This is a genomic window from Candidatus Zixiibacteriota bacterium (genome assembly GCA_040753875.1).
Lineage (GTDB): Bacteria > Zixibacteria > MSB-5A5 > GN15 > FEB-12 > DATKJY01.
The window spans coordinates 38,818-60,828 of sequence record JBFMDV010000012.1 but is presented as its reverse complement, the minus strand read 5'-3'; the positions used below and the strand labels follow the sequence as shown (position 1 = coordinate 60,828).

Genomic DNA, 22,011 nt, shown 5'->3' with positions numbered 1-22,011 from the left:
GTTGATCGACTTCCTGTTCTTTGGGGCTTCTTTGCCGAACTGTTAGGACAGGGGCAGAACGCGGTGACGCCGTGAGGCGTCAGCCGAGAGCTCGGCCGTCCCCGGATACTCCGGGGGCGGCCATTTTGTTTGGCGGGCGGCTCAGGTCGGCCAATCAAAGCGCCCGGCCCCTCCGGGCCAATTGAGCCGAGCCCCCAACCGCCAGCGGGCTTGGGACTACAGTCCTGGCCCAGGGGCAGCAAGGCCCTCGTTGGAGGTGCGGAATGGTTGGGAAGCGTACCCGTAGGCGCGGAATAGGGGTATGCCAGCTGGCCTTTTGGGGAGGGGAGGAGGGTGCTTTTTTTCTTGTAAAAGAGAGAGGGTAGGTATATATTATTAACGGTCCGGTTGGGAACAGCGCCTATACCCTTCGCTCACCCACCGGGGCTGAGACATTGGTACTTCCGCGCGGACCACGCGGAAGCCGGGATGACGTGGGGGCGCATCTACATTATGTCTTTTCCGGACCATACTGAGCTTTATTGAGCGATTACTACAGAAGCAGCCACATTACTTCACTGCGAAGGGAAACCAGCTCCCATATGTGCAGGGCAAAGTCATTAGGACGTGCCGAAAGGAGGTGAATTCACAGCGAAGAGTAGCCGATACGCGGTCGTGTGTGTCTGAAATGCGACTGCGCCATTGCTCACATTTCCGATCATCTGATCGTGAAGTGGTCTTTCAGAAAGTAAGCTGGGAACTATTCTAAGTGCTCGAAAGGAGCAACGCATGACAAGAAAACTTTGGTCATTGTTGCTGGTAGCCGTGCTGCTGGTGACACTGATTGCCGCGGCGGCCGAAGCGGTGAGCCGTCCGGAATTGCTCAACCGGTACAAGCTGGCGCCGCGCGCGTTCATCGTCCAGGAGCCTGCGACCGCGACCAGTTCCAGTATGGACAAGAACGCTCCGGCCATCTCCCTGGGCGGAGCGCAGCCGTCGGCTTCGCCAGGCTCCAACGTGCGGGTGAACAACTATATGGACCTGATGACCAACGGGAGTCTTCCCCGCGCGATCACCTGGGAAAAAGATCCGTATATTCACTTTGCATACACGTTCCTGCCAACTACCGACTATAACACCGGTCGTGTCTATGGCTACAACGTGTTTGATGCATCATCGGGAACCTGGCCGCAGACCGCCGGCACCGGCTGTTTGATTCAGGGTCCTGGCGAGCGTGGCGGATTCATAGCTATATCGGTCGACCCGTCGGATGCCGCCGGTATTGTGTCCGGACACCGTCGTGCCACCGATGCCGATCCGTTTCGTACCCATACCTATTACGACGGTTTCGCAGCGAGCTGCTTCTGGGGTGCTGGTTCGGCTGTCCCGGACGCTGTCTCGCACATCGGCGGCCTGCCGGCTGGCGACCAGATCATATGGCCCCAGGTGGCCTATCTGGTGAACGGGACCGATACTGTCACGTTTACCTTTAGCTGCGGTGACGGCGCCAACGCGTATCAACTGGCACGCAAGCAGGGGAAAAAGGATGCCGGCACCTGGACCGGGATGGCGGTTGATACCGGAGACTTCATTTCGCAGACCGTGATGACGTCCCGGACCTCCAAGAAGGTGGCACTCGCCTGGGTCAACAAGTCACCGGAAGGAAAGATCAAGAATAACTCCGACGACAACGACATCTACATGATGGAGTCGACGGACGCCGGTCTGACCTGGAGCCCCCGGTACAACGTGACGAACAACCCGCCGAACACGGCTGGTCATCGTCCATGGCTCGAATGCGCCGGCCTTATCGATCAGAACGACAAAGTCCGCCTGGTGTGGAACGCCTGGGTGTTCCCGGCGGACGCTTATGCGACTGGCGCCACGGTCGGCCGTGAGTGCCGTGTGCTGGCGTGGGCGCAGACGAGCGGTGGTACCGGCACCATCAGCACCGTGCACAACGCCGAGTGGGCCCCGGGCACTTGCGCCGGTGGCATTAACGTCATGAACGTCGGCCGTGTCCAGATCGGCCAGTGCAGCAACCGGTTCTATGTGACGTTCGAGCAGTACAACGACCGTCCGGCTGGCGTGCTGAACGACTGCGCCAACCTGGCCGGTGCCGATGCGTTCTGGGCGGCCAACGGCGATATCTATGTGTCCGTTTCTGACTCAGTCACCGGCACGTTATGGGATCGCGCCCGTGACATCACTAACAGCCGTACGCCTGGTTGCGACTCGGCCGGATTCAACGGCGTGTGCGATGACGACAACTATCCGTCGATCGCTCCGTACGGTATGGATGAAGCGGCATTCGGCGGGCTGACCTGGCCGGTCGAAGCGACCGTAGACCTGGATCCGTCGTTCACGACCAACTACTACACACACATCCTGTTTCTGAACGACAAGATCGCCGGCTCGGGCATTCCGACCATCGACCAGGGCGTTCTGACGCCGAATACCATGAAGTGGGTTCGCTTCAAGTGTGTCCCTGCCGTCCCGAACCCGATTCTGAACGTCTCGCCGGCTCAGATCGTTTTCCCGAACTATGCCAAACATGGCCAGGCGAAGACGATCACAGTTACCATGGAGAATTCCGGTAACGTGACCTGCAACATACCGGCTGGTGGTATCGGCAAGGTGCAGACGCTTGGTCCAGGCACCTGGCTGGGTATCTCGACCACGGGTGGTATCAACATTCCGGCCGGCGTGGGCAATACCGCGACCATGGACATCACGTTGAACGTGGGGGGCGCCATCAATACGCCCGGCACCAACGTGCACCTGACCGGCTATGTCTTTTTGAAGTCGAATTCACCGGATCCGTTGGATTCAATCGTTGTCCCGATCGACGCCCTGGTGGCCGATACGGTGGTCCCGCTCTATCGTGACACCGTCTCCACGGCCTGTACGCGTCTAGTGTTCACCAATGGTGGCAATATGGGCGCCGAAGGCAAGGAGAAGGTCAACCTGGATTACTTCGACTTCGGCGACTGCGACCAGCTCGACTCGGTGCTCGGCAATTCCAAGGTGTACATGTATGACGGCTCGCCGATCATCATCACCAAGCCGACTCCGTCCACGTATCGCGCCAGCTGGGCCATTTTCGGCGACAACTACATCGACACGACCGGTTTCAAGCCGGTGGCCGACAAGGTTGCCCCGATCTTCAGCCGCGGCAAGACCATCACATCCAAGTACCAGAAGTACCAGACCGACCAGATGGTGACGGTCGACTCTTCGCTGGCGTTGGAAGAGACAGTCTGGGCGCCGCTGGATGGCGATAGCTGTAACTTCATGATCCAGAAATGGACGCTGTTCCCGTACAAGAACGCCACCGTCAGCAACATCACGATGGGTGAAGCGTTTGACTGGGATGTGCCGTCCGACTCCGGCGCGGACAACACCGCCGGCTTTATTGATTCACTGCGGCTGATGTATCAGCAGGGTGGTGAGTACAATCAGGATAAGCCGGGGCATGAGTGCCAGGATAACGATCGCCGGTTCGCCGGTATCGCCCTACTCGGCATGTATACCGATGCGCAGTTTGCCAGCGAGCCGTGCTCGAATAAGAGAGATCTGTACGGTGCTTATACGGCGCTGAACAGTGACTTCGTGTTCGGCAACAACGGCTTTGTGGCGTCGGAACTCTGGGCCAACATGCAGAATCCGGGCTACTCGGCTGAGCCGACGAAGGATGACCAGCACCTGGCCATGACGTTCAAGAACAACTTCTCGCTGGCTGCCGGCGACACGGTGGTGGTGTACTCGGTGCTCATCACTGTAAGAAACGGCACCACGACGGATCTTATACAGTCGGTCCAGAAAGCGAGAGAATGGTATCGCTGGAACGTACGGGCCTGTCCAGTGTTGATCGAGAGCTGCTGCAACGGCACGACGGGTAACGTTGACGGTGATCCTGGCGATCTGGTCGACATTTCCGACCTGTCGGCGATGGTGGACTATCTGTTCTTTGGCGGCGCCATCTCGGATTGCGCTGAGGAGAACGATGTCGACAAATCGTTGTCTGTGGACATCTCGGACCTGCAGTTGTTGATCGACTTCCTGTTCTTCGGCGCGTCGCTCCCGAACTGCTAAGCCAGTTCTGCACGCTGTCGAATTGACTGACGCGGCCACCCCGGAAACCGGGGTGGCCGTTCTTTTTTTGCTTGGAACGGGCGGTCAGTTGCCGTATATTAGAGCCGTACTCTCGCAGGTCGATGGAAGTCTGCCACCGGCGGGCAGGATGTCGTCTGCGGCAGATCCTCACTTCCTGCCGGACAATCAACCCCTTGTGGTGCCTGCGTTCCGGCCGTTAAAAATCGGCCCCTTTGTGTCGTTATAGTCAAGAGAACGAAGAAATGGATGCTCTCAGATATATGGAGAAAGCCACTATGACACGATGGTTGGCTCTGCGCGCCCTCGCCCCTGCCGTACTCGGACTGGCCCTAATGGGGTCAGACGCGTCGGCCCGGGTCTACCCGGGGCAGGCGCCGTTCAAAACGGAAATGGTCAAGGGGAAAGTCACCGTTCAGATGGAGGACGGTGTGGATGTTGCTAGGATGGCCCTCAGCTTCGGGAAGGTGAGGTTTGGGGTCGCTTCGCTCGACAAGATCCTCGATGACAACCAGGTAGACAATGCCCGGCCGGTGTTCACCAATGCACGCAAGCCGGAGATCAACTCCGGGCTGAAAGACCTGACCCGTTTCTACGAGCTTTCTTTCCCGGAAAGTCGCGATGTTCGCGCGGTCATCACCGATCTCATGCAGAACCCCCACGTGCGGGTCGCCGAACCGGTCTGGACTATGACGGTCGATGCATCGCCCAACGACCCCCAGTGGCCGAGCCAGTGGCACATGGAGCCACCCGGACCTGACCCCAACGTGTACACAGCGTGGGACATTGAGACTGGCGCCGACACCATCAAGATCGCCATTATAGACACCGGGGTGAACTTCAAGCATACCGATCTCACCGGGAACATCTGGGTGAACCCGGGCGAAGATCTTGACCACGATGGCGTGGTCGCCGATAGTCTGGACGACCGGAACAATATCGATGATGACGGCAACGGTTTCATTGATGATCTGATCGGTTGGGATTTCGTCACCAGTATTTCCGGCGGCACCTATCCGGGTGAGGATGGCGGCACGCCGGACTGGGATCCCAATGACCACAATGGGCACGGCACGCATGTTGCCGGTATTGCTGCCGCGATGACTAACAATACACTTAATGTCACCGGTATGGCCGGAGGCTGGTTCGGTGGACATCGCTCATTTCGGGGCGTGCGTATCATGTGCGTCCGAGCCGGTGGGACACGCGCCGACGGTCGCGGCACGCTGAACAGCAATGACGTCGCCAACGCCATAAACTATGCCGTTGCCAATGGCGCGAAAGCGATCAACGCCAGTTTTGGTGGCGGGTCGTTTAATTCGACCGAAGCGGCTGCGATTGACAACGCCATCACCAGCGGCTGTTCGTTCATTCACTCGGCTGGGAACGATACATCGAGCGTGGCCGGCTGGGAGGACGTTCGCACAGGTGTCATGTCGGTGGCAGCTACCAATTCAGGTGATTTTCTGGCTGACTTCTCGAACTACGGGAGTTGGATCGATGTCTGTGCGCCGGGCGTGAGTATCCTCTCCACGTACTCGAATTTCTACACACCCACCACGGCAATTCTGGACGGTACTTCCATGTCCGCGCCGGTTGTAACCGGTCTTAACGCGCTTATTCGCTCGGCGAACCCATCGTTGACAAGGAACCAGGTCGATTCATTGATCATGATGACTGCCGATCCGATCGACGCCATCAATCCCACCTATGCCGGCCAGCTTGGCTGGGGGCGCGTGAATGCGAATACCGCCCTGTCGAGCGTGGGCAACGCCAAATTCAGCGGCGACGTATTGTCCGGAAATGTGCCGCTGACGGTGAATTTCTCCGACCTTTCGCCCAACACGCCGAGCTCGTGGGATTGGACATTCGGCGACGGGGGCACCTCGATGGCGCAAAACCCGTTGCATACCTATACGACGGCCGGACCGAATGGCGTCTACGATGTTGGGCTGAGAATCACCGATGCGGTCGGCGATGGTGAAGAGCAATTGCTGAGCTACATCTGGGCGCGGGCCGACACGGCTGGCACCGACTCAATGATTGTAGAACGGCCGTCCAAGGTGACAATCCCCATTTACCTCCACAATACGTCGCCAATCAAGGAACTGCAGTATGCCTTCAGCATGCAGAATACGGCCAACATCACGCTCGACTCTTTCTCGGTTGTCGGAACTCGTGCTTCGTATTTCGCGCAGGCCCAGTATTCGTCGTTTGTGCCATCCCTGAAACAATACGCCATCTTCCTGAAGTCGTATTCCGGCACCAATTCCAACTATCTTCCCGCCGACACGGGAGTGGTGTTGAAGCTCTTTATCAATGTGCCGTCCAACGCCCCCAAGGGCACGGTGGTCACATTTGACACCATCACCATCGGAACTCGGACACCGTACATGGCTTCGATTTGGGGGAGCTACTGGCCAGTCTGGAAGATCCCGAAAATCAAAGTCCGGCAGACTCTGCGGGGTGATCTGACCAACGATGGCGCCGTGGATATTTCGGACCTCCAGGCGATGATCGATTTCCTGTTTTTCGGCGGTCCAGCGCCTGACCCGTACGCCGGAAACGTTGATGGGCTTGGTGGTATCGATATCAGCGACCTTTCGTATCTGGTCGATTACCTGTTCTTCGGCGGTCCGCCGCCCCCGGCGTGATTTTGCCGTAGTTTTTTAGCTTTCTGCGGGGCAGGACACGGCGCCTGCCCCGCCCTTTGTCTCCTCAAAGACCGCCACTTTTTTTATTGACTCCCCCTCGGGCCCGCCCTATGTTGGACAACAGGTGAGTTATGACCGAGAAGCAACTGCAAGGACTGCAACGACCTGCCATGTCAGGAGGTGACACGCAAACGTATTGATAACGTGTTGAACTGTTTTGTGATTTATGACGTTTAATGGTAAAAGCATGGATGCGGCCTTGGCACAGCGTCACATGCCTGCGGCGGATTGCCTGGAGGCAGACGCACCTTACGACGAATACGAACGAATAACATAGGAGCGAGCATGAGGAGATTATTGGGTATAGCTGGTGCGGTGCTGCTGGTGCTGGCGGCGGCACCTGCGTTTGCGCAGTCGTCAATTTCGGTTGACGATATCCAGGGTAAGTATGGCGATGCAACTCTTGACACGGTGGGAACCGTCAGCTACGAGCCAAATCTCATTTTCAAATTACGTTATGTCAATGGCGAGGGACTGAACGAAGCGATTTCCAACGGGTTTGAGATCTATTCGCCGGATGGTGCCACGTGGTCCGGCCCGGTGGCTGGTGACACGTTGACGGGAGCCGTCCCACGCTCAAATTGGGACATTCAATTTCAGATGAATGTCTTTGACACGCTGGCAGCTGTCGATACCCCGAAGGATACCGATACTATTGGAATCATCGGTGCCAAGATATCGAGCAGCGGTCTTCCGGCGGGATTTGACGGCGTGCCCTATGGCCTAAGAATCGGCTCGTTCGACAACGCTGAGCATGGTCTGCATATTTGCGTGGATTCGGCTTGGTTCCGCCCGGGCGGCACATGGAAATGGGCTGCCTCCGGAGGCGTGAACGCCTTTCCGGCCTGGGATGGCCCGTATTGTTTTCTGATTGTGGATACTGCACAGCTGACGGATGTCAAGGAAATTGATGGGCAGTTGCCGACAGAGTTCACCCTCGGCCAGAACTACCCCAATCCCTTCAACCCGGTCACGCTCATCAACTTCGATATTCCTCGGAATTCGAAAGTGAATCTCTCCGTCTATAACGTACTCGGCCAGTTGGTGAAGGTGCTTGTCGACAAGGATATGACCGCGGGCAAGTATCAGGCAGACTGGGACGGGACATCCGATAGCGGCGCCAAGGTAGCATCGGGGATCTACTTCTATAAGATCGAAGCCGACAACTTCGTACAGACCAAGAAAATGATGCTTCTCAAATAAGAAGCATGTCGATCACGAGTAAGAGCCCCTCCGAATTATCGGAGGGGCTTTTTTGTTGCTCTCCATCTCGCATAACCAGAATTCCGAGTCCTGCCTATAGGCCAAAGGCGGACAAGTACATCACAAAGTACGCCAAAGTACGTTTCCAGTGACCAACGCCACCATGCAACTTATTGAATAGTATTGGATTACACGATTCCTATTGACAATGTGATACACGTATTGTATTGTTGTGGTTCGCATGTCGTATATTGGCTTCGTAACACGTTGATTGACAAGGTCTTAATATGTTAGGGGTGATTGGCAACAAATTCTCTATCGGCAAAGAGACATATCAGCCGTATGCGGCTGAACTCCACTATTTCCGAATTGACAAACGGTACTGGTCGATCTGCTTTGAGCGCATCAAACGAGCAGGCTTCCGCATAATCAGCACCACCGTGCCGTGGAACATTCATCAGGAAGACAACAAGTACCTGGATTTTGCCGGCCACGGTGATCCTCGCAAAGACCTGATCGTCTTTCTGGAACTGGCGCGCGAGTTTGCCTTCAAAGTCATCCTGCGCCCCGGCCCCTGGGTAGCCTCGCAGGTGCCGTACGGCGGGCTGCCGAAATATCTGTTCAATGACATCAAGCTGTTCGCCCGCGATGCTTCGGGTCAGGAGGTCAAGCTGCCTGATGCGTATGGTATTGATGGTGGTTATCTTCCCAGCTATCTGCACCCCAATTTCCAGTTTCACCTCAAGAACTATTTCAAGGCTTTCATAGAGATCACCAAGAACTACGTGCATCCGCGCGGGCCGATATTCATGGTGGAACTTGATTACGAAACCTCGTTCGGTCGCCAGCTCGACCCCGGCAGCGCCGACTATAATCCCGAAGTGCTGTTGCGATACTACGGCCCGTTCCTCGAGAACCTGTACGGCGAGATCAAGAAGCTCAATTCCCGGTACCATGAGAAGAACGAGAGTTTTCAGACCGTGGAGCCGCCAAAGAAGTTCACCGACCTTCATTTCGACGATTATCCCAAGGTCCTCGATTGGTTCCGCTTTCGCGATCATGTACTCTCCCAGTATCTCGATGCTCTCGAGGATGTGTTTAAGTCGTACACGGTCGAGCCGCTCTTTTTCCGGTCGTTGTATTTCAGATCAGGGGAGTTGATCCCGGCGTTTAATCTTGTGCCCGAAGATCGCGCTCCGTTTCTGGGTGCGAATATCTTTCCCGAGGGAAGCTATTTCGACCTGTCCAACAAGGCGCGTTTCCTTCGTGCAGAATACAACTTCGCCTACGCCACCTCATTTACGTCGGGCGCCGCCGCTGCCGACCCGGCGCGGGAAGCCCAGATGGCCCCTGTTACCGACAACACGCGCCGTTTCTATCTGACCGCAGGGCTGTCGGCCGGCCTCAAAGGGATGAATCATTACATGTTCGTCGACCGCGATTTCTGGTACGGCGCGCCGCTGCACAAAGACGGCACGGTGTCCGAGGGATACGAAGTGGCCAAGAATTTCAATCTGGCCGTTTCGACACTCGGGTTCGATGACATGGAGACCAGGCAGGACGTGGCAGTGATGGTGAACCGGATGTACTACTGGCTGGCGCGTACCACGAGCCCCAAGGAATTCACCTATGTCAGACATCTGATGTCGGACTCCGCCTCCGGATTCTGCCGCGACCTCATGCGCCTCAAACTCAACTACGGCATTCGCGAGAATCGCGATTTCAGCACCATGAATCAGTACAAGATGCTGTTCATTCCGTCGACCGAGATCATGCCGGAGAAAGACCAGGAGGCGTTGGTCGAACTGGCCAAGGCAGGTGTGACGCTGGTGCTGTGCGGCCTGATGCCTCGGTTCGATGAGCATCTGAAGGAATGCCAAGTGCTGGCCAATCATTTCCGTATCAAGACGACCGAGGATTTTCATATCGGGTCGATCACTCACAAACACGGTTCGTTCCCGAGTTATATCTATGGCGCTATCCGGCCGTCCGATGACGGCAAATCCAGAAAGTTGGTGACGGAGGGCGCGAAAGTTGTAGGGGTCAGTTCCAGCCGCTTCAAAGGGACATTCTATCTGTTCAGCTACGATATTGCCTCTGGCGGCAACCATCAGAAACTGTCGTTTATCGATTCGATCCTGGCCGGTGAGAACATCCAGCCGCTCGTCTATTGCAGTGACCCGTCGGCCGATCTCTCGTTTCAGCACGGCGAGAAAAAAGGGCTCTTGTTTGTGGTCGTTCCTCCTGCGGGAGAGTTGTCGGTCGGATACGAGGCGGCTCGCAAGGAGATCATCGTCAAGGTTGATCTCAAAGAACATGGTTTCTCGGCTGCGAACGTCAAGATGACGAATATCCTCATGGGCGAGCAGGCGGAAGTCATCAAAACGAGCGCCAAGGAACTCAAAGAGGGAATCCCGTTGTCGGTATCATTCCCCGACGGTATGATCTACCTGGTGGAGAAGCGCTGATCGGCAGGCGGTAAAATCTCTTATCTGATTCGACAGCTCGAACGCCTTTGCGGTCGCGGGTTCCCGTTTACGAGGGGTGCCACCTGCATCCAACTATCTTGAACCGCTGCATTTTTCCACGGAGATTTTCCGTACCGCCCGCGTAAGAGATTATAGGGGCGCATTCGAACCCTATTGATCGCTCTGGGCGATCTGGTATTAGGAAGGAGGCAACGGGATGAACGCCGACGACCTCATGAAAACGGTAGCCTCCGTCGCAGGCGATAGCCGTGTAGTGGTGGTATCCAATCGTGAGCCGGTGCTCCACGAGCAATCGTCGCAGTCCATCAGAGCAGTCCGGCCGGCGAGCGGCCTGGTGAATGCTATCGAGCCGCTCGTACGTGCCGTTCATGGAATCTGGGTGGCACACGGTTCAGGTTCGGCCGATCGTGATGTCGTAGATGCACGCGATCGTGTGGGGATCATGCGCGATGGTGCTGGATACACGCTCCGGCGAGTCTGGCTCACGCGCGCCGAAGAGGCTGGCTACTATTATGGCGTGTCCAACAATGCGCTTTGGCCGCTTTGCCATATCGTTTACACGCGACCGTTGTTCAGTCGAGCTGAATGGGAAGTTTATCGGGAAGTCAATCGCAAATTCTGTGAAGCGGTGCTTGAGGAGGTGGACAGCGACCAGGCGATCGTCTTCATACAGGATTATCATCTGGCGTTGCTTCCGCGCATGCTCAAGAATGCCCGGCCTGATCTTACCGTCATGCAGTTCTGGCATATTCCGTGGCCGAATCGCGAAGCGTTTCGTGTGTTGCCCTGGGGAGAAGAATTGCTGGACGGGCTACTGGGAAACGACCTGCTCGGATTTCATCTGCAGTATCACTGCAATAATTTTCTCGACACGATCGACCGGGCCTTAGAAGCGCGTGTGGATTATGAGCATTTTCGGGTGTTCAGAGGCGGTCGCCCTACCAGCGTGCGGCCGTTTCCCATCAGCGTCGACAGTGAGCAGATAACGCGCGATGTCGAGCAGCCGGAGGTACGCACGCGGGTGGCGGAACTGCGACGGGAGTTTGCGCAGCCTTCACTGGAGCAGCAGTTCATCGTCGGTGTCGATCGAATCGACTACACCAAGGGAATTCCCGAGCGGCTGCGGGCTTTCGATCTGCTGCTCAAATGCCATCCCGAACTTCGCGGCCGGGTCACGTTTCTCAATTTTTGTGCGCCGAGCCGCGAAAACGTGGGGGCATACCATGAATTGAACGGACGCATCGATATTCTGGTGGATGAGATCAACCAGCGACACCAGACTGAACATGGTCAGCCGGTTCGATTTCTTCGGGCGCATCACGACTATGCCACCGTTCTGGCCGCGTATCGCATGGCTGATGTCCTGGTGGTCACATCGCTCCACGACGGCATGAATCTGGTGGCGAAGGAGTTCGTGTCCGCGCGCACAGACGAGACTGGTGTGCTGGTGCTTTCGAGTTACACGGGTGCCGCCCGCGAACTGGCGGAAGCGTTGCAGGTGAATCCGTTCGATATCGACTCACTCGCCGAGACGATGTATCAGGCGCTGACCATGCCGATTGCAGAGCAGCGGCAGCGTATGGCTCGACTCCGAGAGGAACTGGCCGCCAACGATATTTATCAGTGGGGGATACGAATTTTCGAGGAGCTTCGAAAGACGCGGCTCCAAGTGGCGGCAGGCGTATGAAAGGTACCACATCAGCCATCTGGGGATTTGATTTCGATGGCACGCTGTCCCCTTTGGTGCCGGACCGTTCGGCAGCCCGTCTGGACCCGGAATGTCGCCGGCTTCTGATGGCACTCGCGGCCGACCCTCGCCAGGCAGTGGCGATCATTTCAAGTCGGACGCTCGACGATCTGGCGGCACGCGTTCAGATCCCGGAACTCCTGCTGGCCGGTTCGAGCGGACTGGAGTGGCGGATCCCCGGCGGTCATCGTCTGAGACCGAACCAGCGGGTCGAAGAGAGGCTCCACCGCCAACGCCAGTTGATCGTGCCGGATCTGCGCTCTGTTGAGAACATTCCCGGAGTGGAATTAGAAGACAAGAGCTGGTCAGCCTCGATCCATTTCCGCAGTGTCACGGCTGACGACCGCGTGGGACTGGCGAGGTCCATTGAGGACCTGGTCTCTAAACATGGCATATCGGTGCACTATGGACCGGAAGTAGCCGAGCTGCAGTTCCTGCCGGATATGAGCAAAGAAATGGCGATCCAGACGCTGGCCCAGCTATTCAAGGGAGAGAACGGGGGACGTTCCCTCGTGTATGCTGGGGACGACCAAAACGATGCCTGTGCCATGCGGTGGGTGCTGCAGCGAAAAGGAACGGCGTATATCGTGGGAAATCGTGTTTCGGTGCCGGGAGCGATCCGTGTTGAGGATCCGCCCGGCTTGGCGCGGGCGCTCCGGAAATGTCTGGGCGAGCGGGAATGATCGGCGCGAGACGGATGAGCGATAATTGATGACTCCGTTCACCATCATGGACTGCGCCCTGCTGACGCGGATGAGCGGCTTGCCGCCGGCTTTCAATCTGCGTGAATTCCGGGATCGTATCGCCGCCTGCGGACAGGAGACGCTGTATCATCACTTCTGCGAGTCCTCTTTGCGCGCATCGTTTGACAATCCCGAATATCGCAACGACTTTGCGGTATGGGCAAAACAGAGTATTGGGGATCGCGTGCTTGCGGAGCGATTGGGGATTCTGGACCCCTATGAGTTCGAGAATATGGAAGAGCTTCGGGCGGTCGTGCACGAGATTCTCGACGAGCGACTGGCCGAGTTGTCACCGTGGGTACCCACGGCCCGGCCCGGCAATGAAATGTTCTTTATGCAGGCGACCACGGTGGCGTTTGACACGGGCCAGCGGATTGCGCATCCGTCACAACTTGCCCAATCTATCCGTGACATGACGATCGGCAGTATTCACTATCATTTTCTCGAAGGGCTTAGGCGACCGCCGTTACATGAAGATGATTTCACGGCCTGGTTGAAAGATTACCCGGGCGACTGGTCAGCCTACACCGGCGCCATCGGCTCCATCGATTTTTACTTTCACACTTTGGCCGGACTGCGTGAAGTCCTCAGCCAGACACTGGATGCGATCGGCATAGTGCCATGAAGCGTTCTCTTGACGCCTATGAATCGGTGGTGGGACCGTCGACGATCCGCCAGCTTCGCCAGCTCGGTGAACGCCTCGCCGGCGCTCGCGTGGTGAACGTAAACTCGACGCGTGAAGGAGGTGGCGTCGCGGAAATACTTGACTGGATGGTCTCGCTGATGATCGAACTGGGTCTGGATGCAAGCTGGGAAGTGATCGACGGCAACGGAAAGTTCTTTGAGATCACAAAGTCGATCCACAACGGTCTCCAGGGACAGGTGGCACCATTGGAGCGTGCTGATTGGGACATGTACGTGGAAACCAACGCGCAAAACGCGGAACGTTTGCGACCGCTTCTGGAAGGAGCCGATTTTGTCATCATACATGACCCGCAGCCGGCGCCCCTTTTGCAGTTATGCCCGGCCCGGACGGGAAAGTGGGTCTGGCGCGCACATATCGATATCAGCAGACCGTATCGTCAGACCTGGAAGCGGTTGCGGACATTCGTGCACGGATACGACGCCAGTATTTTTTCGATGGCCGAGTTTGCCCAGCCTTTGCCTCATCAGCAAGTTATCGTAGCGCCGAGTATTGATCCCCTCAGCGACAAAAACATGGATTTGACCGAAAGCGAGACGGATCGTGTCCGTGCGGAGTTCAAGCTCGACCCGGACCGGCCACTTTTGGTGCAGATATCGCGATACGACCGGTTCAAGGACCCCCTTGGGGTGATTCAGACGTATCGTCTCGTTAAGAAAGTGCGACCAGTGCAACTGGTGCTGGCAGGAGGCGGAGCCAACGACGATCCCGAAGGAAAGGCGATACTGGACGAGGTGCTCGCTGCCGCCGACGGTGACCCGGATATTCATGTGCTTCTGCTGCCGTCTAATGCCAGTCGCACCATCAACGCGCTGCAACGGCTCGCCGACATTGTGCTGCAGAAGTCGACCCGTGAAGGGTTCGGGCTGACAGTCACCGAAGCCCTCTGGAAAGGGAAGCCGGTGATCGGCGGCGACACCGGTGGAATCCGCCTGCAGGTGGTGAACCATCACACCGGTTTTCTAGTGTCGACGCCCGAGGGAGCGGCGCACCGCGTTCGATACCTGCTCGACCATAGGGCGGACGCCCTCCGGATGGGACAGGCGGGGCGAGGGTTTGTCAGAGAGAACTTTCTGTTGTCGCGGCATCTACGCGAATATCTTACATTGTTACTGACTCTTCGCCAGGAGCGCGAGGCTAGGATGATATTCGTTTAGGTTGGAATGCGCGAACTGATTTCCCAATGGATCACTCCCGACGTGGGCTACATAGCCCTCGTCTTCGTGATCTTCGTCATTCCCCGGTATCTTCAGCGCTTTCGACTCCCCTCGGCCGTCAGCAGTTTTGCGCTCGGCGTGGTATCCGCCGCACTCGGCTGGTTCGAACACGATCAGACTATTCATTTGCTCTCGACGCTGGGGATAGTGTCACTTTTCCTTTTCGCGGGGCTGGAAATCAACATCGCCGATCTGCAGGCCAATGCCCGTATCCTGACACAGCATCTGGTCATCCTGTCTGTAACGCTGGCGCTAGGAGCGGCCGCGCTCGCAATCTGGCTGGGGGTCCCGCGACGCGAAGCGCTGCTGGTCGCGCTGGCACTCGCCACACCCTCCACCGGTTTCATCCTTGATTCGCTCGATTCGTTCGGACTTTCGGCCGAGGAACGGCAGTGGGTCAAGACGAAGGCAATAGCCAGTGAATTACTGGCGCTGTGCGCCATGTTCGTAGTGCTGCAAACGCTGACCCTCTCCTTGTTTCTCGCATCGGTGGGTATCATGCTGGTACTGGTGTTTATCGTGCCGGTTGTGTTTCGCATCTTTGCCCGCCTGATCATTCCATATGCCCCCAAGTCGGAGTTCGCCTTCCTGATCATGTTCGCCACGGTCTGCGCTTTCATAACCCGCAAGCTGGGTGTTTATTATTTGGTAGGGGCTTTTCTGGTCGGTCTGGCAGCGCGTCAGTTCCGCGAACAACTTCCTGCTGTGGCTTCGCGCAAGGTTCTCGATTCACTCGAAGTGTTCGCGTCGTTCTTCGTACCATTCTATTTCTTCTACGCCGGCTCGAAAGTGGCAGTGCAGGGTTTTACGCTCGACACAGTGCTGATGGCGGTGTTGTTTCTGGCCGTGGCGATTCCGTTCCGGCTCGGCTCGGTCCTGCTTCATCGTCGCCTGGCGCTTCGCGAGGGATTCAAAGACAGCATTCGCATCGGGGTTCCCATGCTTCCAACCCTGGTCTTTACCCTGGTCATTGCGGAGATCCTGCAGGAACGGTTTGCGGTCAATCACGCTATCGTTGCAGCCCTGTCCATATACGCTGTCGGAAGCGCCCTCGTTGTCTCGTTTGCCTTTAAGAAGTCCGAGCCCGAGTATGCCGAGGACCCACTTCGCGTGCTGGAACGCCCCGCGTCGGAGTAATCACTGTCATGTCGCACGTGCTAGTCGTCGGGGGAACCGGAATGCTCCGCAAGGTAGTGCTGCACTTCGCAAGACAGGGGTGCTGGGTATCAGTTGTGGCCAGGACCAGTGAGTCAATGACGCAACTCTTAGCTGAGTCACGCGCGGCCACTGGACAGATTGATCCGATTATCGTGGACTACTCGAACGAATCGGCGCTCCGACTCGCGTTAGCAGATGCGGTAGCGGCCCGCGGACCGTTTCGGTTGGCCGTGATCTGGATTCACTCGGATTCGCCGAGGGCACTGGTCGTCGTTGCCGAAACACTGGGAGCGCAGGGGTCGGAGTGTAACCTCTTTCACATTATGGGGAGCTGTGCTGCCGACCCCTCGAAACATGCCGATCAGTCAGCGCTTCTGTTTGCCGGAAGGACCAGACTGACATATCATTCCATAGTCCTCGGTTTCAAGACCGATGGCGTGAGGTCACGCTGGTTAACCGATGAGGAAATATGCGACGGAGTGATTCATGCAATTGAGACGGATGCGGCGGAACATGTTGTGGGGACGGTCCGGCCATGGTCGAAAAGGCCGTCGTAGGCCGAGTCTAAAAACTCCCGGAATCCGCTATTCGATAGCGTTCCCGATTGCCGCACTTGCCTGTCTGCTCTGCTTTGCGCAGTTTGTCCGGGCTGACACCACGCAGTATCGCCAGGGCGCGCTCGCGACGGCTTCGCCTATTGCTACTGATATTGGAGTCCGGACATTCAAAGACGGTGGGAATGCCTTCGACGTTGCCGTGGCGGTAGGGATTGCCCTGGCGGTATGCTATCCGCAGGCTGGGAATATCGGTGGCGGCGGGTTCGCGGTCCTGCGCGATGGCAAAACGGGCCGGATTGAGTCGCTTGATTTTCGTGAGGTCGCCCCGGGGAACGCTACCGAACAGATGTATCTGAACAGTGCCGGAGACGTAATCGAGAATCTCTCGACACTGGGGGCCAAAGCGGCCGGTGTGCCGGGCACGGTGGCCGGGTTGTATGAACTCTGGCACAAGTATGCGACTTTACCCTGGAAGAATCTGCTCGCGCCGGCCATCGCGCTGGCTGACACCGGATTCATTGTGGATGATGCTCTGGCGGAATCACTTGCCGAAGAGGAGTCCGGTCTCGGGAGTTTCCCCGAAACGAAATCGATCTTCTTTCCGAATGATAGACCGCATGCAACCGGCGACAGGTTTGTCCAAAAGGATCTGGCGGGCACGCTTCGCCTGATTGCCGCCTCCGGACCGACCGTGTTCTATTCTGGCTCGGTGGCCGATAAGATCGTGGCCTGCATGCAGAATCACGGTGGGTTGATCACTCATGAGGATTTGAAAGCGTATCATCCGAAGTGGCGTGAACCGGTTCGTTTCCGGTTCGATGGTCTCGATATCTACTCTATGGCGCCTCCCAGTTCCGGCGGGATTATTGTCGGCCAGATCCTCAAGCTGCTCGAACCGTATGACCTTTCGCTCTTCACGTCGAGTTCACCCGAATACATTCATCTGTTCTGTGAAGCTGCTCGGCTGGCGTACGCCGACCGCGCCACCCACCTTGGGGATCCGGACTTCTATTATGTCCCGACCGGACTGCTCGACAGTGGTTATTTGAGTGCGAGACGAACGCTAATCGATACGATTAGAGCCACTCCGTCCAGACAGGTCCTGCCGGGCGAACCAGCCGATCGCGAATCAACGCAGACGACGCATTTCTCGATCGCCGACAGCACCGGCAACATGGTGGCGATCACCTACACGCTCAACACAAGTTATGGCTCGAAGTTAGTGGTGGCCGGGGCGGGGTTCCTTCTGAACAACGAAATGGATGACTTCTCCATCAAACCGGGTGTTCCCAATGTGTACGGTCTGGTAGGGGGAGAAGCGAATAAGGTCGCGCCCAACAAACACATGCTGTCGTCGATGTCTCCCACGGTCGTACTCAAAGACAGCAAGCCATATTTGATACTCGGTACACCGGGCGGCTCGAAGATTATCACTACGGTTGCCGAGGCCATTCTGGTCTGTGTCCGGTTCGGTCGTCCGCTCGATGAAGCGGCAGCCATGCCCCGTTTCCATCACCAGTGGCTGCCGGACAGGCTGTATCTCGAAGAAGCCAGTTTCGCACCGGGCATCAAAGAAGCGCTCGAGCAGAAGGGCCACACTGTCGAGAAGATCCCGGCGTGGTGCGACATTCAGATGGTGGCGATCGATTCTTTGGGCGTTATGACAGCCGTTTCGGATCCGAGAAGAAACGGTGAGGCTGGGGGGTTCTAAGTGGAGGCTTGGGACTGGTCGGACCTTGGCATCCCATGGTGTTGACGGCAGCTCTTGATGCCGAGCAGGATGGCGCCGAAGCCGATCACACTCGCCGCCAAATAGACCACCGTTCCCAAAATTGGGACAAAGAATAGTGCGGTCAATATTGCCAGTCCGAGGAACATGGCGGACTTGCTGAGCATGCTCGTGCCGGGCTTGGCCCGGGCCAGGATCAAATATCCTATCACCAACGCAATTACGATCTTCCCAGAATAGAACATAATAGCGCCGGAGATACCTGCAAAACTGGTGATGGGCAACATCAAGATCGAGAATATCATCACCAGCGCGCCGATTGGCGCCAGATCTCCAGAAACCAGTATCAGCCCGGCCATGGCCGACAGAATGGCAAATACCAGAACAACCAGGCTCACCACCAGCAGGGCGACCCCAAGCAGCCCCGATGCAATCGACGCTGTAAAGCGCGTCCGGAGCTGTTGCACCGATTCTTCTGCATACGGACGGAACATGGCAACCACGATGATTCCAAACAGGAAAGCCGCAAACAGGCTGGAGATCTTCATCACGAGAGTTTTCAACCCGCTTCCTCTGTCCTTTTCTTCGTCGTCCTTCTCCGGCAGGTTCCAGGTGGTCTGACCGGCAATCACGACGCCGCCAGTGGTGTCGATCTGCGCAGGCTTCTCGGAAATATATGTTAGGTTCCCTCCGATAGTGGCCGGCGGCGAAATGATGATCTTGCTGGCTCTGAGCTTTACATCGCCCGTGAGAACTCCGGTGATCTGAACGATCTCTCCGGATGCGTAGACATTCCCCGTGACCGTGCCCGCCAACTCGATGCGGTCGCCGAACACGGTGAGGTCGCGTTGTACAACCGAGCCCTTATCCGTAGTAACGTCGCGGGCGAACAACACGGCCGAACGATTGACGTAACCAGCCAAAGTGAGCATTTCAGCGCCACCTCGAAACGTGCCGTTCACCTTGCCGTTCATCTGGACAGTACGGCCGAACAGGTTAGCGGACTGCCCCACCTCTCCGGTCAGGGTTACTTGGTAGGCGAAGGCGCTCAGGTCGCCGCTGATGATGCCATCGGCCGTTACCCGCTGGCCGTAGGCATAGACGTCGTCATCGATTATGTCCAGTTTCCCGATATCGACATGGTCCCCCTTCTTGAAGACTGACGCGGTAGCTACACATGCCGCCGCCAGGAGCGTTACAGCTATCACAAAGAACGACCAACGAAATCTGAGGATACCTGAAAGTCTCATCGATAGCCTGTGCTAACTTCTCTCACTTCTTCTCTTTACGGGGACAGCCGGATCGAGTTGCCATAGGGAAAGAAAAGGATGTTTGAAAGCTGTTGTCAAGGGGCGGATTGCCGGCTGATGTCAGGTATTGATAGCAAGGTCAGCTGGACGGGCCGCTGGCACAAGTAAACGGGTTTGCGCATTATAGGGATATATGATCGGGCTTGTGTTTCTGGGATTGGCTGGGATAGTCGGACTGTTGGCCGCAATTGGTGCCCGTCGATGGCTCGTTAACCTTCGTCCTGTGACCCTCGTGTTCGGAATACTGTTGCTCGTCGCGGGGCCGGTTCTGACATACACCGAATCGCGGACACTCACGGTCTTCATGTCCCATCGGTCTTGGCCCACTACTGAGGGGGAAGTGGTATCATCGCGTGTTATCGGGACCCGTGCCTTTCGACCCGATATCGTGTACCAATACGCGGTGAACGGAGTGGTATACACGGACAGCACGACTCTTGAGACGCCCCCGTTCGGCGGTCGCAACAGCAAGTACAACGTGGCGGAGACATTGGCGAAGGAGTATCCACCAGGACGCCCTGTGACTGTGCATTATGACCCATTGAATCCCGCTCGATCGGGCCTCCGTGTTGGTCCGACCTGGGACGTCTACGGCAAACTCGGTCTTGGCGGATTGCTGTTTGGCTTCGGAGTGTTTTGGGTGGTGGGGTATGGAGCGGGACGAATGAAGAAGGGAAATTAGCTGCTCGCAGCCGGCTGTCTGAGCCGCAGAGTCGACCGGACTGTCAGATACAGCGCCAAACAAATCAGCGTCACCGCTGCAACACCATTCACAATCGCCACTTGGCTCGTGGCCGACGACGCGAAGTTAGAAATCGACAGCCTGACCAGCGCCCATAGTGTAATCACCAGCACAAACAACATCGGCAGCAACACGTAGGCGACTCGCCGTCCGGCCTTGTATAGCCATACACTGACAGCAAGCAACGTCATTGCCGCAAGCAACTGGTTGGCGGCTCCGAACAGTGTCCAATATGCCCGCCAGCCCTGTTCCTGCGAGGACCAGACAAGGAGCAGCGGAATCGCGACTGTCACCAGAGTGCCGAACAGGGCCCCCCATCGTCCGCGCCAGCCGGTCAGTTCCTGAAGCAGGTAGCGTCCCAGACGGGTGCAGACATCGAGCGTGTCGAACACGAACGTCGAGAACGCCATCGCGCCGAACGTGATGGCGAATCCGAGATGTTCTTTTCCGATTATCAGTGTCAGGAATTCCCCCAACCCACGACCGTAGATGGTGGCCGGGCCGAGCCCTTTGATATCACTCGAAGAAACGATCATGATAGTCACCAGCGAGATAAACGCCACGAATCCCTCGGCCAGCATGGCCCCATATCCGACCGGTCGGATATGCGATTCGCGATCAACCTGCTTCGATGTTGTCCCCGAACAGACCAGACCGTGGAACCCCGAACAGGCGCCACAGGCGATAGTGACAAACAGGAATGGAAACAGCGCGCCGGTGGCCCCCTCGATATTCCACGACGTAAACGCGCTCTGTTTGATTTCGTAACCGCCGAAGAAGATGCCGATCACGCCCAGACCGAGCGCCATGAAAAGGATGAACCCGCCGAGATAACCGCGCGGTTGCAGAAGCGACCACATCGGCACTACCGATGCGACCGCGCAGTACGCCAGTATCAGAATTCCCCATGTTCCGATGCCAAATTGAAGCACATGAGACAAGTACGTCCCCAGCCACACAACAACCAGCGTTCCGGGGACGAATATAACGGTCAACAGCCACATGGGGGGCTTGAGGAACCGCTGAACGAACCCCATCACGACTGAGAGCAGCAGATACATCACACTGGCCGCCGCAACAGCACCTCCTGGGTGAAAATTGGTCTGGATTCCCTGCAGTTCCTCCGGCGCTGTGACAAAACTCGATGCGATCATGGCGGTGAACGCCACTGCGACGTACACGAGGGTGATCCAGATGAATAGCATAATGGCAATGCCGGCCCGTTTTCCGAGATGTTGCCGGACGATCTCCGCAATTGACCCGGCGCCGTGTCGAACCGAAGCCGTGAGACTCGAGAAATCATGCACGGCTCCAATCAAGACTACGCCCAGTCCGATCCACAGAAGGCAGGGGAGCCATCCGAACGACATGCACGCGTAGATCGGCCCCGCGATCGGCCCCGCGGCCGCGATAGCAGAAAAATGCTGAGGAAACAGATAGATTAGTCGCGTGGGGACATAATCGCGACCATCGTTGACCTCGTGGGCAGGGGTTGGTTTGGCGTCATCAAGACTCACCTGCCGTGCCACCCAGCCGCCATAAAAGCGATATGCCAGGGTCAAGACCGTAAGGAAGACAATCGCGAGGAGAACAAGACTCATGGGTCA

At 57.0% G+C, this 22,011-nt stretch carries 14 protein-coding genes; 12 read left to right on the top strand and 2 right to left on the bottom strand.

The window, feature by feature from the left end; translation table 11 throughout:
* Positions 1–768 precede the first annotated feature (768 nt).
* The 11 genes from AB1644_05120 to ggt all read left to right on the top strand — a co-directional run bounded on the left by AB1644_05120 (position 769) and on the right by ggt (position 18,334).
* Entirely contained in the window at positions 769–4,074 is a 3,306-nt protein-coding gene (locus AB1644_05120; GenBank protein MEW6050428.1) for a sialidase family protein, read from the top strand.
* Positions 4,075–4,370: 296 nt separating this feature from the next.
* Positions 4,371–6,746 (top strand): S8 family serine peptidase, encoded by a 2,376-nt coding sequence (locus tag AB1644_05115; GenBank protein ID MEW6050427.1) that lies wholly within the window; start codon positions 4,371–4,373, stop codon positions 6,744–6,746.
* Between the two features lie 345 nt (positions 6,747–7,091).
* On the top strand, positions 7,092–8,009 hold the full coding sequence (locus AB1644_05110; GenBank protein MEW6050426.1) for a T9SS type A sorting domain-containing protein: 918 nt from the start codon (positions 7,092–7,094) through the stop codon (positions 8,007–8,009).
* Positions 8,010–8,296: 287 nt separating this feature from the next.
* Entirely contained in the window at positions 8,297–10,477 is a 2,181-nt protein-coding gene (locus AB1644_05105; GenBank protein ID MEW6050425.1) for a beta-galactosidase, read from the top strand.
* 217 nt (positions 10,478–10,694) lie between these two features.
* Complete coding sequence (locus AB1644_05100) at positions 10,695–12,185, top strand: trehalose-6-phosphate synthase (GenBank protein MEW6050424.1); 1,491 nt, start codon at positions 10,695–10,697, stop codon at positions 12,183–12,185.
* Positions 12,182–12,928: a trehalose-phosphatase gene (gene otsB / locus AB1644_05095; GenBank protein MEW6050423.1), complete on the top strand. Its 747-nt coding sequence runs from the start codon at positions 12,182–12,184 to the stop codon at positions 12,926–12,928. Before AB1644_05100 ends, otsB begins: the two co-directional genes overlap by 4 nt.
* A 28-nt stretch (positions 12,929–12,956) precedes the next feature.
* Entirely contained in the window at positions 12,957–13,613 is a 657-nt protein-coding gene (locus AB1644_05090; GenBank protein MEW6050422.1) for a DUF5752 family protein, read from the top strand.
* Positions 13,610–14,848 (top strand): glycosyltransferase, encoded by a 1,239-nt coding sequence (locus tag AB1644_05085; GenBank protein ID MEW6050421.1) that lies wholly within the window; start codon positions 13,610–13,612, stop codon positions 14,846–14,848. Before AB1644_05090 ends, AB1644_05085 begins: the two co-directional genes overlap by 4 nt.
* Before the next feature lie 6 nt (positions 14,849–14,854).
* Positions 14,855–16,045 carry a cation:proton antiporter gene (locus AB1644_05080; GenBank protein ID MEW6050420.1) on the top strand — a complete coding sequence of 397 codons (1,191 nt, stop codon included), beginning with the start codon at positions 14,855–14,857 and terminating at the stop codon, positions 16,043–16,045.
* Between the two features lie 8 nt (positions 16,046–16,053).
* A complete protein-coding gene (locus AB1644_05075) occupies positions 16,054–16,623 on the top strand; it encodes a short-chain dehydrogenase (GenBank protein MEW6050419.1) in 570 nt (189 codons plus the stop codon).
* Positions 16,553–18,334, top strand: coding sequence for a gamma-glutamyltransferase (gene ggt / locus AB1644_05070; GenBank protein ID MEW6050418.1), 1,782 nt, complete (start codon positions 16,553–16,555; stop codon positions 18,332–18,334). Before AB1644_05075 ends, ggt begins: the two co-directional genes overlap by 71 nt.
* On the opposite strand, the gene AB1644_05065 is transcribed toward ggt, so the two are convergent.
* Positions 18,331–19,602 (bottom strand): polymer-forming cytoskeletal protein, encoded by a 1,272-nt coding sequence (locus AB1644_05065; protein MEW6050417.1) that lies wholly within the window; start codon positions 19,600–19,602, stop codon positions 18,331–18,333. The genes ggt and AB1644_05065 overlap by 4 nt on opposite strands.
* A 193-nt stretch (positions 19,603–19,795) precedes the next feature.
* Between AB1644_05065 and AB1644_05060 the strand changes: the two genes are divergently transcribed.
* Positions 19,796–20,344 carry a DUF3592 domain-containing protein gene (locus tag AB1644_05060; GenBank protein MEW6050416.1) on the top strand — a complete coding sequence of 183 codons (549 nt, stop codon included), beginning with the start codon at positions 19,796–19,798 and terminating at the stop codon, positions 20,342–20,344.
* Here the strand turns inward: AB1644_05060 and AB1644_05055 are convergent.
* The gene (locus AB1644_05055; protein MEW6050415.1) at positions 20,341–22,005 is read right to left on the bottom strand and encodes a carbon starvation CstA family protein; all 1,665 of its coding nucleotides are present in this window, start codon (positions 22,003–22,005) and stop codon (positions 20,341–20,343) included. The genes AB1644_05060 and AB1644_05055 overlap by 4 nt on opposite strands.
* Positions 22,006–22,011: the final 6 nt, after the last annotated feature.

Excerpts from the sequence above, each read along its gene's own strand:
- AB1644_05080 (MEW6050420.1), top strand. The coding sequence starts at position 14,855 with ATGCGCGAACTGATTTCCCAATGGATCACTCCCGACGTGGGCTACATA.
- AB1644_05120 (MEW6050428.1), top strand. The coding sequence starts at position 769 with ATGACAAGAAAACTTTGGTCATTGTTGCTGGTAGCCGTGCTGCTGGTG.
- AB1644_05105 (MEW6050425.1), top strand. The coding sequence starts at position 8,297 with ATGTTAGGGGTGATTGGCAACAAATTCTCTATCGGCAAAGAGACATAT.
- AB1644_05100 (MEW6050424.1), top strand. The coding sequence starts at position 10,695 with ATGAACGCCGACGACCTCATGAAAACGGTAGCCTCCGTCGCAGGCGAT.
- AB1644_05115 (MEW6050427.1), top strand. The coding sequence starts at position 4,371 with ATGACACGATGGTTGGCTCTGCGCGCCCTCGCCCCTGCCGTACTCGGA.
- AB1644_05110 (MEW6050426.1), top strand. The coding sequence starts at position 7,092 with ATGAGGAGATTATTGGGTATAGCTGGTGCGGTGCTGCTGGTGCTGGCG.
- otsB (MEW6050423.1), top strand. The coding sequence starts at position 12,182 with ATGAAAGGTACCACATCAGCCATCTGGGGATTTGATTTCGATGGCACG.
- ggt (MEW6050418.1), top strand. The coding sequence starts at position 16,553 with ATGCAATTGAGACGGATGCGGCGGAACATGTTGTGGGGACGGTCCGGC.
- AB1644_05065 (MEW6050417.1), bottom strand. The coding sequence starts at position 19,602 with ATGAGACTTTCAGGTATCCTCAGATTTCGTTGGTCGTTCTTTGTGATA.
- AB1644_05090 (MEW6050422.1), top strand. The coding sequence starts at position 12,957 with ATGACTCCGTTCACCATCATGGACTGCGCCCTGCTGACGCGGATGAGC.
- AB1644_05085 (MEW6050421.1), top strand. The coding sequence starts at position 13,610 with ATGAAGCGTTCTCTTGACGCCTATGAATCGGTGGTGGGACCGTCGACG.
- AB1644_05060 (MEW6050416.1), top strand. The coding sequence starts at position 19,796 with ATGATCGGGCTTGTGTTTCTGGGATTGGCTGGGATAGTCGGACTGTTG.
- AB1644_05075 (MEW6050419.1), top strand. The coding sequence starts at position 16,054 with ATGTCGCACGTGCTAGTCGTCGGGGGAACCGGAATGCTCCGCAAGGTA.
- AB1644_05055 (MEW6050415.1), bottom strand. The coding sequence starts at position 22,005 with ATGAGTCTTGTTCTCCTCGCGATTGTCTTCCTTACGGTCTTGACCCTG.